This window comes from Granulicella mallensis MP5ACTX8 (assembly GCF_000178955.2).
Lineage (GTDB): Bacteria > Acidobacteriota > Terriglobia > Terriglobales > Acidobacteriaceae > Granulicella > Granulicella mallensis.
On record NC_016631.1, the window covers coordinates 2279643 to 2296293 of the forward strand.

Consider the following 16651-nt stretch of genomic DNA (forward strand, 5'->3'; position numbering starts at 1 on the left):
GCTGCTGCACGCCCGTTTCTGGATTCCCGGCAACAGGGAAAATGCTCTAATCTAACGGCCAGTAGCCAACCGATAAGCAAGCTCCTCGGGGAGACCGGCAGCCAGGATCTTCTCCTGTGCGGTGCGGATGTCGTATTCCACGCGGTAGAAATACGCGACTGAAGTATGTGCTTCGTAGATACAGTAGGCTGCACGCGGGTCTCCGTCGCGCGGCTGGCCGACCGATCCCGGATTCAACAGATACAAACTATCCTCTTCAAGGGTGAGCTGGGCGGGCACCGTTTGAAAGCGCAATGCGGCAGTTGATCCTGTCGGGCGTCGCGACACAAAGCCGCCTTGTACGTGCGTGTGTCCGAAGAAGGTGACTTGTTCGGCCGCATGTCTCAAGCTTGCGGCTGCTTCTTCAGCGTCGAACAGATACCGGTCTTCGTCATCGGGAGCACCGTGTACAAGATCGAAGTTATCGACCTGCAGCGGTCCGCGAGGCAGCTGCGCAAGCCATTCGACATGACAGGGTAAAAGCTGTTCCTTTGTCCACGCCGCGGAGTGTTGCGCCAACGGGTGAAAGGAGTCGTAGTCACTCAGGTTCGAACACGCCCGGTCATGATTGCCACGCACCACGACGTCGGCGTAGGTGCTCACCCACGCGGCTGCTTCGTTGGGGTCAGGGCCGTATCCTACGACATCACCAAGGCACAGCGTCAGGTCGAAGCCTCGGGTGACGGCATCAGCGTGTACCGCCTTCAGAGCTTCTCCGTTGGCGTGGATGTCACTAAGAATGAGAAATCGCAAGGGAACTCTGTGGATGAACCTGGTCATCCTGTACGGGTGTGAGCCGGAGCCGGCGTTGATTGAGAGGCACGCTCATGCCGGCGCGGCAGTCTTCCGGAACATTGAGTGCCGAGAGCGGAAGCCGTTCAGAGTGAAAGGCAGAGGGTTGCATGCAATGTCGCATATCGCGATTTACCGCTTGATGCGCAAGCACTGCGCGGGTTGTCACCACCGCGTCCAGGATCGAGCGGTTGGGTGTGTAGTCTGTCCACAGACAAAGAAAGCCCGTCCCTGGATGCGCATTCGGATGAAACGGAGCGCGCCGACAGTAGGCTTCCAGCGGAAGCGTTGGGTAGTAACGTGGGAACACGTAGTCGACCCAGTGCTCTTGCAGAGCTATGGGGCCGGTTTCGTCAGCAACCCATCCCGGTGTCTCGGAGAGATGTACATGGAAGGCGTCCGGCGTCCTATTTATGGTCCTGAGGATCGTCGGATTGGCTTCGGCCAGCCTCGTCAGCAACAGCCATTCTGACTGCATGCGTCGTTCGCGCAAAGTCATACCCATCATGCTTCTATCCATTCAGAACGATGGTGGAAACACGAAGAATGTCGTTGGGGTGTACACCTTGTTGTCCCAGTGGCATAGCGAAATCGAGAGAGACGCCGTTCCAGACCACCTGTGGTTGGCCCTCGCCCTTCAGGTAGTCGCCGCGCTCGCGGAGTTCAAAGAGAATCTCATCGAGAGTCGTCTCCAGCGTCTCGCTCTCGTCGATGTCGACATTGAATTTGCGCTCAGCGCGTAGGGTATCGAAAAGAATCTGGTACTTAGGCATAACTCTTGTCCTTGGAAAGATGATTGTGTTTCCTATGCTCTGTACCTGTCATCTCCGCTACGTCAGGGATAACCCAGCCACATCGCGCGCAGACCCCGTTGTTGTCATCCCAGCAGGCGGCGCATTGATTGTGTCCGCAGCCACCACAGCCCCATTGTGGCGTGTGACTGGCTCCGGCTGAAGTTCGGCAGAGGGAGCATTCGCCGGTCAGTCTCCGTGCCCCGAAACGATCCAGCCACCAGGCAGATTCCACCGGCAGAAGCGGAATGTGATTTTCGTCGCAGAGTTTACAGCGTTCCCGGCCGAACCCCCAGCAGTATTCGCAGACATGCAGCGAGCATCGCGGGCATGAAAAAGATAGCACTGTCCGCAGCGTTCTTTTGCAAAGTCCGCAACGTTCGCTACGGACCAGCGATGCGAGCGCAGGAGAGCCGGACGGCGCGGTAGCAAGGACAGGCGCAAGCCACGCGAGATGGCCCATATCGGCCTGACCCACGATGCGGCTGCAGGCGACCCCCAGCAGGCTGGCAATCAAGGCCGTGAGAGGCAATGGCCATAGACTGTCGAAGGCCAGCGCGAGGAGCTTCGGCGCCAGCCAGACAATAATGCCGCAGAGCAAGCCACCGGCAAGCACTCCGATAAGACCCCAGTGCGTAGCAACGAGTTGCGTTGCAAATCCCAGCATCGCCCAGAGTGCGAGTAGGGTCAGATCACGCGATTTGTTCATGTCCCTCCCTCACAAATTTTTCCGGGCCGTAAACTTGTCGCCGCCCATCGCCCGGCAGTTGCTTCGAGCCGCATCGTTCGCATCGACCCCAACGCCGCAACCAGCCGATACGTACTGTCGTTCGCTCAGAAGCACCGCAGTTTAAACAAATGGCTTGCTCGCATCGCGGAAAGAGCTCCCCGCGCAGGATTTCGTCATCGTGAAAGGGGCATTGCTCGCTACGAAGATGATGAAGGTGACGGACGCGCTGTTCCGAGCCAAGATCGATCTGCAGTGTTTGTGCAGGCCATGCCGACCGTCGAGCCATGGCTCTTGCAGCCACCAGCGCCTGGAGGCGTGAGATGTACTTGGCCGTCGCCATGGTGCTTGACCACGCAAGATCGTACGTGATCTCCGATTGCGAGCAGGAGTAGTTCTCGGACTCCCATGAACTTAGCAGGCTGGCGCGACGACGAGTGCTTAGCAGGCATGAAAAACAGGCTGAGCGAAGGTCTCCATGGTGTGGGAACCACGAAACACGCCCCACCTGGAGACTCGTGCCACCCAGGCCGGCGTCGCAGATGTCGAGGGCATAGCGCGCTCCGATAGCTGCCATCTCCACGCGGGCGAGATCCGTATCTACCGCACTGAGCAAGAGATCAGCCTCTATAAAAGCTCGTGGTGAGAGATCGGCGATCTCACTGGTAACGCTTATCCAGCGTGTGGCGGGAAAGATCAACGATAGTGCTCGGGCGGCGGCAACAACTTTGGGCTCACCGGGCTCTGCGTCACGCCACAAGGGGGAACGCGCTATATTTTTGGGCTCGAGAACGTCCTGATCGACCAGCGTGACCTGTTGCAGGTGAAGACGGCCAAGGTTTTGTGCCAGTTCACTGCCAAGTGCGCCCAAGCCGGCGATGATTGCGCTGCGAAACAATGAAGGCTCCCAAAGAGCTCGAACGGGACAAGTATAGAGGCAGTTGTAACAAACCTCTGACAGGAAATAGTGAATAGAAAGTAAATGACCGAAACTTAAATTTTACGAGCGAGATGTGCCATAAATCAGACGATCTGACACAACTCGAGTAGTTAAAGCAGAGAGAATTCAAGGCGTGAGCTGAGCCGGTTGTTTGGCGCCACGAATCCCTCTATGAACATCACTCAGCTGCTTTACTTCATGTCATTAGCTGGCAGTACGGCAGGATTGCTCGCTTGGGCGGGTCAGGCCCTGCTTGTTTCTTTGCTTCCTGTGGGCACTCCGGCATGGTTGCCGGTTGTATTTGCGGCGGCGCTTCTCGGGGGTTTTATCGGTGGCCTGACGGTTGCCTTCGATGAGAAGTGGGCAGGCAATCGAGTACAGGCGCGCTGGGTTTTTTCCGGTGCAGCTATCGGGTTCTTTGGCGGAGCCGCATCGGGCGCGGTGCACCTGCCTTTGCGCGAGGCTCTGCCTGGCGCTCTTCCGCTTGCAACGGTGCTGGGGTGGCTGGTCACCGGCGGTGTCGTTGGAGCGGGCCTGGGTGCGCGCTGGATTTCAGTCAACCGTGCGCGGCTGGCTCACGGAATGGCCGGTGGGATCTGTGGGGGGTGTATCGGCGGAATAGCATTCGCACTGTTGAGCCAATGGATTCCGGATGCGGCGCAATGCCTCGCGTTTGTGCTGACAGGGGCCGGTATTAGTTTCGGAATCGCGTTCGCTCCCGTGCTTTGGCGCAGTGCCGTACTGAGATTCATGAATAGCGGCGATGTGCGTGCCGCCAATAAACTCGGTAGCAAAGAGTGGGCTGTGCAGGACGGGGACAGTTATATCGTTGGCAGCCAAAGCGCGGATCTGTCGAAGACTAGTTATGGACATGAAGTGGATATTTATATTCCTGACGCCTCCGTTGCTCCACGTCATGCGAGGATCTTCGCGAAGGATGGGCGCTTCTACATCACGCGTCATCCGGACCTGATGACGGAGTCTGGACTGAGACGGTACCTGCTTCGTCTGCAAGACCGCTCCGTGACAACGCCACGGCCACTCGAAGATCGGAGCCTGATTGTCGTGGGCCGCACAACCCTCATGTTCGTTATGAAGCATAAGAAAAGCGGGCAGAAAGTATGAAAGGGCTGATCACGGCCGCGATCATGAGCGCCCTGCTGGGCGCGGCACTGCCACTTGCCGCCCAGACGGGAACGGGCGTCTCGCTGGAATTCACGCAGAAGCCTGTCCTGATGGAGTGCGAGCCGGGCGGTGGCGATCCATGCTTCCGGCTTCAGTTTCAATTCGTGGATGCCGCCGGCCATCCAACGCATGTCCCACTACCTCCACTGCGGGAGCTCGCACCTCGCACAGAGATTGAGGTGGATGGGCAATCGACCGTGCCGTTCTATGCCACCGCCTCAACGGCGCAGTCCGAAACCACGCCGCTGCCGCAAGTGACGATGTTGCTGATCGACGTAAGTGGAAGCATGCTTGGAAATGACATGGCGGGCGAGACTCGCTTTGACGCGGCGCGCCAGGCCGCTGCTGCCTTTCTGGAAGGCTTTCGGGATGGCCAGGACCGTGTTGCTATTGCGGGATTTTCCGGAAGGAACGTGCAAGCTGGAATCGACGGGGCGCGCTTTGTAAGCTCGCGCTCCGAAGCGCAGGCCGAACTGGATGCACTGGCCGCGCCGGAGCGCCGCAACAATACTGCGCTGTATTCCGCGGTCTCCATCGCGGCAAACCGGCTCGCGAAGGAGGCTCGCGATTCTCACTCGGAAGTGCGCCTACTCGTGTTGACTGATGGCGCCAATGACGTGCAGCCGCAGGCCGGAGACGATGCGAATTTGCTGGTGGGGAACGAGGGACTGGAGCAGGCCGCAAAAGAGGTGGAGAAGGACGGCGTCTCGGTGCTGCCGATTGGCTTGGGAAGCGAAAATACGCTCGACGTGGCAGCCCTTACCCGCCTCGGCACGAGACCACCGTTGATTACCTTCGACCGGGATGTCCTGCGCAAGGCCTTTCTGGTGGCGCAGGTCAACGAGATGAGCGATGTGACCGTGGCGATCAAGGCACCGGCGCAGCTTGGCACCCGCAACCTCCTTGCAGGACGACTGTTGCGTTTTCGAGCGAAGTTCACGCTTGCCGACGGCACCATCCTGGTTGAAGATAGGCCGGCACTATGGGGGGCGCCTCCGCTCGCAACTCCGTCGTTTCATGAAGAGGCAAGCGAAGCGGAGCAGCGCGCCTATATCGGTAGCAGCCGCATTAGCGAAACATCCCCCTGGTCCATGCTGCGGCCAGTGCTTGTATTTTTAGGCTTCGCAGCACTGCTCGCGTTTTTGTGGTGGGTTCTACCGCGCTGGATCTGGCCCGAACGCTATCAGGCCAAGCTGGCAAGGCCCGTACGGCCGGAGTATTGGCCCGGTCGAGATGCTGCTTCGATCCCAGGCCCTTCTGTGCTGCGGCCGGGGCCGCCCGGATTCGAGGCTGCGAACTATCCCGCGCAAGGCGCGATGCGGCAGGTTGGTGAGAACACGATTGTGAAGGCGGCGACTGACTTTTCAGTTACGAAGACACGCCTGCATTAAGGAGAAGCTAGATGCCGATTATCGAGGTCAAGCGACAAAGCGTACGGACTGCCGTACGAAAGGTGCCGACCAGCACCACTGCGATTCCCATGCCGATGACGGCGGAACGCGTAGGTACGGAGTTGCGCAGCGATAGTGAAGAGCCGGTAGTCGTGGAATCGCTCGAAGATGCCTTTGCGAAGTTTAAGCCGGGGTTGAAGTTTCGCAGCGCGCAGAGAGAGGACGGCGTTACCTTTCAGGCGGACCTGCGCTTTGAAAGCGTGAAGGATTTCGAGCCAGCGAACCTCATGGCTCGGCGTGAGATCAAGGCCGAGGACGGATCGGTAACGTCTCCCAGAAACGATCTCGCCGACCTCAAGAACAATATCGATCTGCTGTATCGGCTCAAGGATCGCTGGCGTTTGCCGGCAGTGCGCCGCGCGTGGTCTGACCCTCAGGAGCGGAAGCAGATGATCGAAGCGCTGGACAAGCTCCGTGAAGAGCTTGAGAAAGTATCCGAGAGGGAGACGAAATAATGGCAACCGCCACGCGTACTCCCCACGAAATTCTGGAAGCGAACGAGACCCGGGACGTGATGCTTGAGATCTTCGCCGAGCTCCATCCCGGCCTGATCGATGAAGATCGCACGATCGACTCGATCTTTACACCGCGCACGGCACGCGATTTCATCACTCAGCTCGTGAGCGTGACAGATCTCCTTGAAGAGGAGGATTCCTTCGACGAGACACTGTTCAAGCTGCAGGACTTGATCGACCAGGCCGAAAAGCTGCGAGACGAGCTTCTCGAAGAGGTCTACACCTATCTGCGCCCGATAGAGAGAAGTTACCTGCAGTTGCAGATCTTCTTCGAAAACTGCAAGGTGTATGACGGCAAGCAGCGTAAGCCGGTTGAGCTTTATATCTGGAACACCGATCCGAAGAAGATTCAGGGCATCTTCAGCGTTACGATCGCGGCGATAGAGAGTTTCTGCCGGAGGCGGAACGACAACTTCAACTTCCGCGACGACATCTGCAATCTGGTGATCCCTGGCATGATCAGCCAGCCGGTTCGGGAGCGTCTTGAAAGTATTGCGAATCAGTGGGGCATTCTGTTGATCACCGACATTGACGATGAAAAGTCATTCCAGAATGTCGAGCGCAACTTCCGGCCTGGCGGCAAGTACGAATTCCTGAAGCGTCCCGAGGACCGCGCTGCTGCAGATGTTGTTGTCATGGGCTACCTTCAGCTGCGCCCACGCCATTGGTTTGAGCGCACACTCGACGGTGGCGACGATCTTTATGGGCCGCCTTCGCTGGCGTTTGCCGGCGCAGTGGCACGTACCGACGATGCCGTCGGCATGGCGCAGGGACCGGTGGGCTCGCGCTTCGGCCAGGTGACTGGTCCGGGGAAGGCGCGCATTGAGCCGCTGATCGGGGAGATGGAACATCTGAGCATGGAGCGGCAGCTCATTCCGATCATCCGTGACGCGGATAACAAACTTTGCTTCTTCGGTTGCCGCACGCTGGCGGACGACCCCTACGGCGTCTACAAGTTCTTTACCTCCTATCGCATCATCCGCTACGTCGAGCGTTGCTGCCGCCATCATCTGCTGCAGGTGGCAGGGCAGGTGCTTACGCGCGACTTTATCGATGAAGCGATCGAAAGGCCCATCACGAAGATGCTGCAGGAGCAGGTAGAGGCGGGAACTCTCATCGACTTCAAGCTGGAGATTGATAAGGATACCGCCAAGCGGATGCAGGGCGTATGCGATCTCAAGCTTGAGGTTATACCTACGGGCCCCGGAGAAACGTTCCGGCTCAAGATCGACACGCCCGACTTTGCCCCGGACGCCGCAGCTCAACAGACCGTCGTTCGCTGAAACGCAAGTTGGCACCGGGTCGCGCCGGCATGCCAAAGATGGGCACGCTTTCCGTTGATGTATTGGCAAGGCGTGCCGCCTGTATTTTCACCTGGTACATCGGAATCCACCTGGCTCTGCATACACGTGACCGAACAAAGTCTTGCTCTTCGATTTCCGCTTCGTCTGGAACGCGCCCAACTCGTGAAGGAAGAGGCGAGCGAGGCCTATTCCAGGCTGCTGGTGTTGATGGCGCAAACAGCGCGGGGGAGCTGGCATGCAAGTCCGCAATTTGGCATTCGAGACCAGCTCGAGGAGTTACAGAAGATCGTTGCCCGTGATGCAGAGACCGAGGAACAGCGGATGAAACGGTGCGAGGCATTGGTTGCCGATGTGAATGCCGCGCTGCTGGATCTTGGCCTGGATCTCTATTGTGTCGATCGCATGGAGGTTCATTTTCCATCGAGAGAATCGCAGGGAAGTGCACGGGCGCAATGGGTGGCCCATCTCTTCGACGATCTCTCCGCACTGTTTGTCATTCGTCCGACTCTATCTAAAACGTCAGGAAATCAGGAACTGTGAACGCAAGCGTTGCCGAGATCGACCTTCAGCTTCGAGACGAGTTTCGCCGGCATCTTGGCGAATACGGCATAGAGTGGACGGCGATAGATCCGGTGCTCGCCGTGATGTTTCGCACGCTTGCGCATCAGATCGGTTCCATCACCTCGAATACCAACGCCTTGCGTGCCGCGCTACTGGGCGAACTGCTCGACGGATTGAACCTCGATCGCCGCTTTGCACAGCCGTCGCAAACCATCGTTGCCTACCGCTGCGAGCAGGAGTCCGCGGAGATCGCCGCGGGAACCGAGCTGATTGGAAAGCCCGAGAAGGGGGGCAGCAGCAGCTTCCTGGCCGACTATGGAATTTCTGTCTCGCCGGCTCGTATCGCCGGGGTATTTGTCTACGAGAAAGAATCGCTGCGGCTGTTGAGCGGCATGGCACTACCTGAGGAAACAGCCCTTGCCGAGCCGAGTTATGACGCGGCGCCGGCGCGTCTCGGTAGCTTCCCATGCATTTATATCGCCATCGAGAACCTGGCGCCGTCGCACCTCTCCCGGCATGGGCTCTTTCTGCAGATCAGCCCGGATGCCGCTTTGCTGCATGCGCAGCTTCGGCGCGAGAACTGGTGTTTCGCATCTTCCTCGGGGCGCTTCACTGAGCGAGGTCTCATGCGGCCGAGCCCGCTCAATGGAGGACAGCTTCGTTTTGACTGGTTGCTGAATTCAGGCAGGAGTGTTCCTGAAGCAAGCAGCAATGACGAAATCCCTACGCTGCCGGGGGGCTTCTGGCAGGGACGATGCTTCGTGCTTCCGCAGGTTCCTGCCGACAATGATTTTTCCTGCCGTCAGCCGCTTGGCATGGAAGCTCCGTTGCGGCAGATCTTTCGGCGTTATGCGCTCTTCGACAAGCCTCGGGCGTGGCTGCGAATCCGGCTCGATCCGCGCATCGAGCCGCTCCATACTTCCCTGACAGCAGCTCACCTGCACGCGCAAAGCGCTTCGAACGTGCAACTCCTGCATCAGACGGTTCGTTTTGCTGAGAACGGGACTACGATTCCGCTGAATCCCGAAGGTCGGAGCAAGTTGTTTCTGGTCTCCGGGATGAGCATTGCAGGTGAAAGTGGCTCGACCTATCTGCCTGAGTATGGGCAAGGCGTGCACGCAGGAGCTGGCCGCTATCGCCTGGACCAGCAGCGGATCACCTTGACGCCCGGAAAGATGGAGGACGGTCAACCCGAGAGCTATGCCAATGTGAGGCTTTGGATGACCGAGGGTCGTGAAGGCAATGGCATGGGGGCGGCGCGTCTGAACAGCTTTGCCAAGCCCACTTGGACCTCCGGGCTGTTTGTTGCGAATCTGACTTCCAGTGCAGGAGGCACGGATGGGGAAGCGTTGCACGTTGCCAGGCGTCGCTTTGCAGAGGTGCTTCTTTCGCGCGAGCGGCTCCTTACCCGCACGGATCTGGAGACCGCTGTACGCTCCTTCGATACCCGTATTAGCGCAGTCGACGTAACACCCCGTACCGTGCGCGGTCTCCGCGGTGGCCTGCGGAGGGTCTATCACCTTTCGCTTCATGCGGAGCGGGAGCGCTTCGTAGAGGGTGAAGAAGAGTCCCGGATCATGCTTGTGGAACTACGCTCCTTTCTGGCGGAGCGCGTGCCGCTGGACGTGGAACTGAGCATGGAGCTTGCGTGGGCATGATTCCTGCAAGCATCGTCATGCCGGACTTTCAGACCCCGACCGCGGGTTTTGCGCACTCGGTCGATTCGGCGCTTCTTGTGTTGGAACGGCTCGGTGTCCCCGACGCACGCATCACGTTGCTGATGGCTGGTGCCGGGCGGCCGGACCTCACTGTGGTGAAGCAGTCGCCGCCACCGGGAACACCCTTGCTTTCGACCACGCGCGTCGCGCTTTCTATCGCCGGCTTCGGGTTCTTTCATGCCTTGCCGCTGTCGATGCGCGAGTCCGGCACCGAACATGAGATGGGCACCCGAGAGATCTGCCGCGCCTTCGACAGCCCGGTTGAAAAGCTGGCCCGCTGGTTCCGGGCTGGCGCGCCGATGTTTGCCTTTTCAGAGCAGCATCCCGAGACCTGCCTGCCATGGCTGGCGCTGTTTGGGATCGACGCGTCGCGCTGGCCGGAAGACCTGTGGTTTCGCCTGTCGCTTCTGATGCCTGCGCTGGCGCGGCTCGGTGGCCGCCAAAGCGGCATCAAGCTGACCATGCACCTGCTGTTCGATCTGCCCCTGCATTCCGTCGAGAGTTTTCCCACGTACCGAAGCTATGGCCAGATCTCAGGGCTGGGCGAGCGCTCCAGCCGGCTTGGCGAGGATTGGATTGCGGGCGATGGCATGCGGGATGTGGACGGGATCAGGTTACGCCTGGGCCCCGTGCCGCTCGTGCGATACAGGTACTTCCAGGACAGCATCGGCAGCGAATTGCTCAGGATGGCGTGCGGCCTTTGCCTTAGCGCCTATCAGGACTACAAAATTGCCTGGCTCATCGAAGACCAGAACCTTATTCCCGTGCTTGGGGATGAGATGAAGAACGGCAGGCTCGGCGTCAACTTCCACCTAGGGAGAGGGATGAAATCATGAATTCACAAGAAACATATAAGCCGGCGGTGAACTGGGAGTTCGGAATGCTGGTTACTCCCGAGCATTTCGTCAGGCAGGAACGCTTTCATGAAGCCTCTCTGCTTTGGATGCTTCGGTATACCTCCAAGGATTTCGGGCTGGTGGGCGGAGGCCTGCGGCTGCCTGAAGCGCTAAGCGGGGTTGGCCGCCACGACCCCATCGTTCAGATCACCCAGGATGAGGAATCTCTGCAGATCACGGTGTCGCAGTGCCGCGGGCTTACGCCATCCGGAACGCCCGTCGAGATCACACCCGAGACAGCGGTAACGCGGCGCTTTGCATTATCCGATCTGGGTGGCAAAAAGCAACTTCGTATCTACCTGCTGGTTCCACCTCACGAGTACGTCGCTGTCGACGGGGCGGCAGACGAGCACAATCCGCAGATGCAGACCGAACGGGTGCGTTCCTGCAAGCTGACCCTGGAGCCGCACGGAGAAGCTCTGGATCACGCCCTGATGGTGGGTGCATTGAGACTTCGCGATCAGGGGCTTGCCTATGAGATCGATTCCCGGTTTTTCCCGCCATGTCTGCACATGGGCGCATTGAGCGAACTGACCGTAAGCTGGCGTTCCATGGTTGATCTGCTGGCTGTGTTATCCGGACGCTTCATGCAATTGCATCGCGCCATGCAGGAATACATCGAGATGGCGCGCGAGCGTGGCATCGATAGCCGGTTGGATGACGAGACGCTGATCTTCGTGCGTTCCGTCATTCCACTGCTCGATGACAGCCTGGAAGAATGCCTGGACATCACGCAATCTCCCGGGCGATTTCTCGGCCACCTGCGCAAGCTTACGCACGGCGCGGCGCTGCATCTGAGCCTGAGTCCACCGGTAAGGCAGTACTTCGACGCTCTGCGGAGCGGTGGAGAAGCGGAGTTTGCGCCTGCACTCGATCGTCTGACCCAGATCCTGCAAGCAGACCGGCGTCGATGGCAGTCGGATGACCTCGCTAAGGAGTTGCAAAATGCAGAGCGCGCGCTTCGCGGCATTGAAGTGCTGGAGCGAGCATTGGAAGGCAAGTACATCGACTTCCGTGTCAGCCCCATGCTCGAAAGCATGAACTTCTTCTTCGACCGCGGAGGAAGTGCTCTCTACAAGCTCGCCGCCAAGCCTGCGCGGCTACAGGGCTTCGGAGACCAGATGACGTTTTACTTTGCCAATATTCGACTCGAAGGGCGCGAAAAGTACCGGCTGATTTTGACGGCTCATGCGGCGGGTAGCTTTGACTCACAGGAGCAGATTCCCGTGGAACTGGGGATGAATGAGGGCAGCGGAACGCGCCGCGCGCCGCTGCACGGTGTCGCATCCGTACGCACTGAAGGCCAGAACAATGTTGAGTTCGATTTCGACGCGCCAGAGGTGCAAACCATCGTCGATCTGCGCGTTACCGTTCCATCGCGTTTTCCGGTCAGCGGCGTTCTTCTCTTCGTGAGGCACCGGTTCTATATGGGTGAAGCTCCAGAGACGAAGGCGGAAGCGCCTCGCGAAGAACTGGCGACTGCGTTCCGCCCGCCGTTACAGCCAGGAGGCCCGCCGGTCAATAACCGGCCCTCCAGCGTGGCAAGGAAAGAGGAGCAGTATATCGATGCGCCTATAGCCGGAACTCGTCGGCGCAGGTTGGAAGAATAGGAGAAGCGAACGGTGGCTTCCTCGCTCGATAACCTAGGGCCCCTTCTGGAAGATGCGGACATGCGCAGGGAAGTAAAGGCATTCGAAGATGCGTAAGCTAAAGTGGTTTTCAGGGGCTCTGCTCGTTCTTGCGTCAACTCCTGCGTTGTGGTCCGCCGGCAGAGACCAGGATCCAGCATCGGGATGGATCAGGCTCTTTAACGGCACCGACCGATTTGGTTGGGTAGCGCCTGCGGGCAATTGGAAGATCACCGACTCCGCGCTCGTCGCAGATGGCACGAGCGCGTCGCGAATCTACTCCGATCTACCCTTCGCGGACTTCATCTTGCGGTTTGATGCCCGAATCACCGGAGGGCCCGCCGACGTTGTTGTTCGTCTTGACCCGGAGAGTAAGCCCGCGCAGCCGGGGATTCACATCGGGCTAACGGATGGATCGCTTGAAGGTCAGCATGGCAATGCTTCGCTGACCGCCGGAGCGCAGAGTTGGCGTCAGTTTGAGATCAGAGCTGAAGGCGACCAGCTAAGCGCCACCATCAATGGAATGCCCGTCGCTGCAGAGACCGACGGGAAGAGTCGAATTGGAGCCATTCAGTTCGAAGTACCGAAAGGGAGCCGGCTCGAAGTGCGCTCGGTGTGGCTCAAGCCCATTTCGCTCAATAACCTTTACAACGGTACCAATCTCGACGGATGGCGTGCCGTGAACCCAAAGGAGCCTGAGAAAAAGAGCGGTGGTGTTCACCTTCCAAATCCCTTTGGTAAATCGAAGCCGCCGAAGGTCGCCCACTGGTCGGGTGACGGAGCCATTCGCGGCACCGGTGGTGAAGGGCAGCTTGAGACCGTTCAGACATTCCAGGACTTTCTGCTGCAGATGAGCGCGAAGGTGACAGGCAGCCAGCATGGCGGCATTGCTTTGGCAGAGCTGCTCTCTCGTGGTTCCGCAGGTCAATACGCCTCTGGCTACGCTGTCGACCTGGCGCTCTCCGGCGCAGAGAAAGCTGTTGCGCCCGGTAGTCTTCTCTCTCCTGAGAAGGTGAGAATGCCCGGGACGGTCGCTGATGGTGTGCATCCGTTCACTGTGATCAACCGGGGACGTCGCTTTGCAATGTGGGTCGATGGTCATGAGGTGATGGATGATTACGATTCGCGGGCGGAGGGCACGTATCACGCAACAGCGGGGCCGCTCAGCATCCTTGTGGGCAACGAACATGCCTCCGTCGAGCTGACTGGCGTGTTTGCCGCTACGCTTCCGCAGGGCCCGCAACCGGCTCCCGCCCCAACCGCGTCGCCTGCTCCGGCGCCTGTGGCGGCTGTCACTCCGCAACAAACCGCTACCGCGGCAACAACGGTTCCGGCTTTCAACCTGCCGCCCATGCCCGGACAATCTCCCGAGGACAAGGCACGGGCCGAGCAGGTCCGCACCCTTACTGTGCAGGCCCTCGAGACGCAGAGCCCGGAAGAGGCGGTACGCATCAACAAGCAGATCCTGACGCTCGATCCGAGTGATATGCCTGCACAGCAACGATTGGATAAAGCCCAGGCCAGACTAGATACGCAGTCGGAGATTCAGGAGCATGTTCTGCAGTTGCGTCTGGATTCCAATTCGAAGCTTGAGCAGAATGTTGAACGTCGCGATGCGCTCATGCAGCAGGTGCAGGATGCGCTCCTCCATGGCAAGACCAACGAGGCGCGTGACCGCCTCAATGATGCCGAGCGATTGGGAGCGAAGGGGCCTGAAGTCGATCATCTGAATGGGATCATTCATCAACGTATCCGCAATCGCATCCTGCTTTGGAGCTGCCTCGGCACAGCCGCCGTGCTCGCCTTGATTGCTGGTGTGATGGCTGCACGCCGCCGCCGCCAGGTTGTCGTCGGTTATTTGCTGGCGCTCGACGGCGTTGAAAAGGGACGCCGCTACCTTCTCAATCAGGAAGTGACGCACGTTGGTGGCGTAGCCATGGATACAGGCAAGAAGAACGAGGTGGTCGTGCGCGACCCGGACCGCCTCGTGTCGCGTTTTCACCTTGAAGTGCATAAGCGGAAAAACCTGTATTACGTCATCGACCTGGACAGCTCGAATGGCACGTACCTGAACGGTCGCAGGCTTCCTGCGGGGGCGGCGACCCGTCTGCGCTCCGGAGATCGGTTGGCGCTCGCCAACGCCGTATCCTTCACGCTGCAGCTCAGTAAAAGCTGAGCCCAGCAATAGAACGGGGCTGTGCGTCGAACGCGACTACGGCCTCTAGACCAACTTAGATTCGTGAGCGGTACTGGCGCGGCGTGTGACCTGTGATCCGGTGAAACACCTTCGAGAAATGCTGATGTGTACAGAAGCCGGAAGCGATAGCAATATCGAGCAGGGAATAGCGGAAATTAGTCATCAGGCTCTTCGCAAGATCGATACGCTGCTCGATCACATACTGATGCGGGGTTTTACCGGAACTTTTTCGGAAGAGCCGCGAGAAATGAGACGTGCTCAGGTCGACTTGCCGCGCCATGTCGCGCAGAATGATCTTTTTATCCAGGTTGGCCTTTACGTAATCATCCACTCGCTTCATCTGGTAAGGCGCCATTGCCGGGACATGTCCGTTTCGTTTAACCCGTCTCCGGCCAGTTATTGTGGAGACGATGCAGGCAATTGACTGTTCGATCCCATCCACAAAAAGCTGTCCATGCGGATAGCCTTGTTGGCGTTCGGCTTCAAGGGCATAAAGCAGGGGCGACAATGTCTGAATGCGATCATCTTCCGCATCCCATTCCGTGTCCTCAGCTTGCATGTCCTCGAGTATCTCGTCATCCAATTCCACGGTCAGGGTGGTGGCTACCGATCTCCAGCAAATGCTCTGTTCATACTCGCGTTTCTCGACTGTGACAGTCCCCTTGTGACGCAGCGCAGTCTTGAAGGTGTCGGAGCTGCATTTGTACTGGATCTCATGTGTGTCGAGCGCGAGACTGACCACCTGCTTCGGAATCAATACGCTCGGCCAAAGAGCCGGCTCAATCCGGTGCCGTTCTATGCGTAGCGAAGGAGACGGGGAGAGGGCACCCTCCATCTTCAAGTTGAACAGGGGCTTCCATTCACCACTGTGTACTGCCATGATCCGCATTGTTGAAGCAAGGGTGGAGTTGAGCGGAGAAGATGAAAAATGCAACTGGGCCCTCCATCGTGACAGAATCCGAATTCAAAAAAATAGAAGTAGAAACTGCCAGGTAAGTCCCCTCAAGACTAATTCCAGATTGCGGAGGTCTGTTTGAACAACAGGTAAAACCATTTTATTTCTGATGGAATTTGAATAGAGGTTGAAATTTATCTTTCGATTGCATCAATGGTTGGCACCTTGTGCGAATCAGAATTTACCAGGACGACACGATACTCAATTGCTTAGAACGGGCAAGAGTCATCGGAGGCTTTTCGTCACTACTAAAGAATGCTCTCAATATTGAAGTTGACCAGCTATTGCTTTTAGGAAAGGCCTCGCTATTGGATGTTGCCTGGAAGCAACGAGAAGCTGATACAAGACACTATCTTTGGACACGGGGACGATGGCAGACATGGAAATTTTCACCCATTTGCCTATGAGAGTATTCGTGCTAACAAATATTGGGCGAAACGGCTCGATAAAGTTCACACAGCTTCGAAGCGAGTCAGGGTCCGCGCGAATTGGCAATGGAAAGAACTCGACTGCTCCAACAGCTCCGATGCACTCCTCATGAACAATTTTTTGTCATCCGGAGGTGATGACATATGTCAGCGTTCGAGCCCTGCTCGGAATTGAAGCGAACACAGTATCGGAGTTTGGCTTTAGCCTCGCACGCCTCTAAAGGGCAATCGACACGACAACGCCGAAATCGATATGAGGGGCGGGGCACAGGTTCACGAATCGATAGCCATCGGAGCAATATCTATCCATGGCAAGCTGCCGCGCGAAGTTTTGATGGAGGCATGGGCTGGGCACAGCGACCGACATCGGCGACGCACAGAAATATACCTAGAGTCGTTACGGGGTTCACCACGCAATTACGACAAACTTCAGGGGAAGAAGCCTATGAAGGCTGGTCTGCTCTGACGGTTCCTCACCACGACCTGCGCCGGTTTGGCGTGCCGAAGCGAGAACGGTCATGCTC

The 16651-nt window shown here is 58.1% G+C and carries 15 protein-coding genes; 9 read left to right on the forward strand and 6 right to left on the reverse strand.

Annotated features, from left to right (window positions below; translation table 11 throughout):
- Positions 1-51: 51 nt before the first annotated feature.
- Genes ACIX8_RS09650 through ACIX8_RS09670 form a run of 5 tightly spaced genes read right to left on the reverse strand, consistent with a single transcriptional unit; the run spans position 52 to position 3247 of the window.
- Positions 52-792: a metallophosphoesterase family protein gene (locus tag ACIX8_RS09650; RefSeq protein ID WP_044176492.1), complete on the reverse strand. Its 741-nt coding sequence runs from the start codon at positions 790-792 to the stop codon at positions 52-54.
- Entirely contained in the window at positions 773-1339 is a 567-nt protein-coding gene (locus ACIX8_RS09655) for a ubiquitin-conjugating enzyme E2 variant (RefSeq protein ID WP_014265152.1), read from the reverse strand. The genes ACIX8_RS09650 and ACIX8_RS09655 overlap by 20 nt, the downstream gene beginning before the upstream one ends.
- 4 nt (positions 1340-1343) lie before the next feature.
- The gene (locus tag ACIX8_RS09660) at positions 1344-1604 is read right to left on the reverse strand and encodes a hypothetical protein (RefSeq protein WP_014265153.1); all 261 of its coding nucleotides are present in this window, start codon (positions 1602-1604) and stop codon (positions 1344-1346) included.
- A complete protein-coding gene (locus ACIX8_RS09665; RefSeq protein ID WP_014265154.1) occupies positions 1597-2331 on the reverse strand; it encodes an A24 family peptidase in 735 nt (244 codons plus the stop codon). The genes ACIX8_RS09660 and ACIX8_RS09665 overlap by 8 nt, the downstream gene beginning before the upstream one ends.
- Positions 2315-3247 carry a ThiF family adenylyltransferase gene (locus tag ACIX8_RS09670; protein ID WP_014265155.1) on the reverse strand — a complete coding sequence of 311 codons (933 nt, stop codon included), beginning with the start codon at positions 3245-3247 and terminating at the stop codon, positions 2315-2317. Before ACIX8_RS09670 ends, ACIX8_RS09665 begins: the two co-directional genes overlap by 17 nt.
- 213 nt (positions 3248-3460) lie before the next feature.
- Here ACIX8_RS09670 and ACIX8_RS09675 point away from each other — a divergent pair, with 213 nt between their 5' ends.
- The 9 genes from ACIX8_RS09675 to ACIX8_RS24530 all read left to right on the forward strand — a co-directional run bounded on the left by ACIX8_RS09675 (position 3461) and on the right by ACIX8_RS24530 (position 14723).
- A complete protein-coding gene (locus tag ACIX8_RS09675) occupies positions 3461-4414 on the forward strand; it encodes an FHA domain-containing protein (RefSeq protein ID WP_150110554.1) in 954 nt (317 codons plus the stop codon).
- A complete protein-coding gene (locus ACIX8_RS09680; RefSeq protein ID WP_014265157.1) occupies positions 4411-5865 on the forward strand; it encodes a vWA domain-containing protein in 1455 nt (484 codons plus the stop codon). The genes ACIX8_RS09675 and ACIX8_RS09680 overlap by 4 nt, the downstream gene beginning before the upstream one ends.
- Positions 5866-5876: 11 nt before the next feature.
- Positions 5877-6380, forward strand: coding sequence for a type VI secretion system contractile sheath small subunit (locus ACIX8_RS09685; RefSeq protein WP_014265158.1), 504 nt, complete (start codon positions 5877-5879; stop codon positions 6378-6380).
- Positions 6380-7723: a hypothetical protein gene (locus ACIX8_RS09690; RefSeq protein ID WP_014265159.1), complete on the forward strand. Its 1344-nt coding sequence runs from the start codon at positions 6380-6382 to the stop codon at positions 7721-7723. Before ACIX8_RS09685 ends, ACIX8_RS09690 begins: the two co-directional genes overlap by 1 nt.
- Before the next feature lie 54 nt (positions 7724-7777).
- A complete protein-coding gene (locus ACIX8_RS09695; protein WP_150110555.1) occupies positions 7778-8284 on the forward strand; it encodes a hypothetical protein in 507 nt (168 codons plus the stop codon).
- A complete protein-coding gene (locus ACIX8_RS09700; protein ID WP_014265161.1) occupies positions 8281-9963 on the forward strand; it encodes a hypothetical protein in 1683 nt (560 codons plus the stop codon). The genes ACIX8_RS09695 and ACIX8_RS09700 overlap by 4 nt, the downstream gene beginning before the upstream one ends.
- On the forward strand, positions 9960-10859 hold the full coding sequence (locus ACIX8_RS09705) for a hypothetical protein (protein WP_014265162.1): 900 nt from the start codon (positions 9960-9962) through the stop codon (positions 10857-10859). Before ACIX8_RS09700 ends, ACIX8_RS09705 begins: the two co-directional genes overlap by 4 nt.
- A complete protein-coding gene (gene tssK / locus ACIX8_RS09710) occupies positions 10856-12529 on the forward strand; it encodes a type VI secretion system baseplate subunit TssK (protein ID WP_014265163.1) in 1674 nt (557 codons plus the stop codon). The genes ACIX8_RS09705 and tssK overlap by 4 nt, the downstream gene beginning before the upstream one ends.
- A gap of 88 nt (positions 12530-12617) precedes the next feature.
- On the forward strand, positions 12618-14723 hold the full coding sequence (locus ACIX8_RS24530; protein WP_014265164.1) for a family 16 glycoside hydrolase: 2106 nt from the start codon (positions 12618-12620) through the stop codon (positions 14721-14723).
- A 55-nt stretch (positions 14724-14778) separates the two neighbouring features.
- On the opposite strand, the gene ACIX8_RS24535 is transcribed toward ACIX8_RS24530, so the two are convergent.
- A complete protein-coding gene (locus ACIX8_RS24535; RefSeq protein WP_150110556.1) occupies positions 14779-15678 on the reverse strand; it encodes a helix-turn-helix domain-containing protein in 900 nt (299 codons plus the stop codon).
- Positions 15679-16651: the final 973 nt, after the last annotated feature.

Excerpts from the sequence above, each read along its gene's own strand:
- ACIX8_RS09690 (WP_014265159.1), top strand. The coding sequence starts at position 6,380 with ATGGCAACCGCCACGCGTACTCCCCACGAAATTCTGGAAGCGAACGAG.
- ACIX8_RS09675 (WP_150110554.1), top strand. The coding sequence starts at position 3,461 with ATGAACATCACTCAGCTGCTTTACTTCATGTCATTAGCTGGCAGTACG.
- ACIX8_RS09680 (WP_014265157.1), top strand. The coding sequence starts at position 4,411 with ATGAAAGGGCTGATCACGGCCGCGATCATGAGCGCCCTGCTGGGCGCG.
- ACIX8_RS09665 (WP_014265154.1), bottom strand. The coding sequence starts at position 2,331 with ATGAACAAATCGCGTGATCTGACCCTACTCGCACTCTGGGCGATGCTG.
- ACIX8_RS09660 (WP_014265153.1), bottom strand. The coding sequence starts at position 1,604 with ATGCCTAAGTACCAGATTCTTTTCGATACCCTACGCGCTGAGCGCAAA.
- ACIX8_RS09705 (WP_014265162.1), top strand. The coding sequence starts at position 9,960 with ATGATTCCTGCAAGCATCGTCATGCCGGACTTTCAGACCCCGACCGCG.
- ACIX8_RS24530 (WP_014265164.1), top strand. The coding sequence starts at position 12,618 with ATGCGTAAGCTAAAGTGGTTTTCAGGGGCTCTGCTCGTTCTTGCGTCA.
- ACIX8_RS09685 (WP_014265158.1), top strand. The coding sequence starts at position 5,877 with ATGCCGATTATCGAGGTCAAGCGACAAAGCGTACGGACTGCCGTACGA.
- ACIX8_RS09655 (WP_014265152.1), bottom strand. The coding sequence starts at position 1,339 with ATGATGGGTATGACTTTGCGCGAACGACGCATGCAGTCAGAATGGCTG.
- tssK (WP_014265163.1), top strand. The coding sequence starts at position 10,856 with ATGAATTCACAAGAAACATATAAGCCGGCGGTGAACTGGGAGTTCGGA.